Here is a 581-nt window from a genome sequence, read left to right on the forward strand (position 1 = left end):
CTTATGTGGGAAATACCCAAAAGGGTACAGGTTTTCTTCCTATGGGGTATGATTTTTAATTTTAAAAGGGCCACTAAATGAAAAAGATATTCTTTATTCTTTTGGTTTTTGTTAGTGGTTGTGGAATCAATAAAGAAAAAAAGAAATCGAAGAAGCAAGCAGATCATAACAGTAACACTAAGACAGAATTGATTAACTTGGCGAATGCTTCATATGAAAAAGATAATTACCAAGAAGCTATCCAATACCTTACAAAACTAATAAATTTAGACCCCCTAAATGGAGAGTATCACTACAAAAGAGGTTACTCCTTATCTGAAAATAGCATTGATAGAAGGGAGGCCTCGGTTGTTGATTTTTTGATTGCTGCCGAGCAAAACTATCGGCCTGGTGATGCATATTATAATATAGGGTTAAATTTCATTGCATTATGGGATGATTCATTGGCGCTATTTAGTTTTCATAAATCTTTACAGTATGATTCTCTAGAAGACCAAATTGTCATGAAAATGATTGCAGATTGTAAAAAAAGACAAGAAGAAGTTATTATTCGCCGAAGTGAATCACCCATGTATAAGGAA

1 protein-coding gene is annotated in these 581 nt (G+C 33.4%); it reads left to right on the forward strand.

The genetic code is table 11. From position 1 onward, the window contains the following. Window positions 1–77: 77 nt before the first annotated feature. Window positions 78–581, forward strand: a 504-nt coding sequence (locus E1171_RS06805) for a tetratricopeptide repeat protein (protein ID WP_222931430.1), incomplete at its 3' end; no start/stop codon positions are given.

It is taken from the genome of Xanthovirga aplysinae, from assembly GCF_009711365.1.
GTDB lineage: Bacteria > Bacteroidota > Bacteroidia > Cytophagales > Cyclobacteriaceae > Xanthovirga > Xanthovirga aplysinae.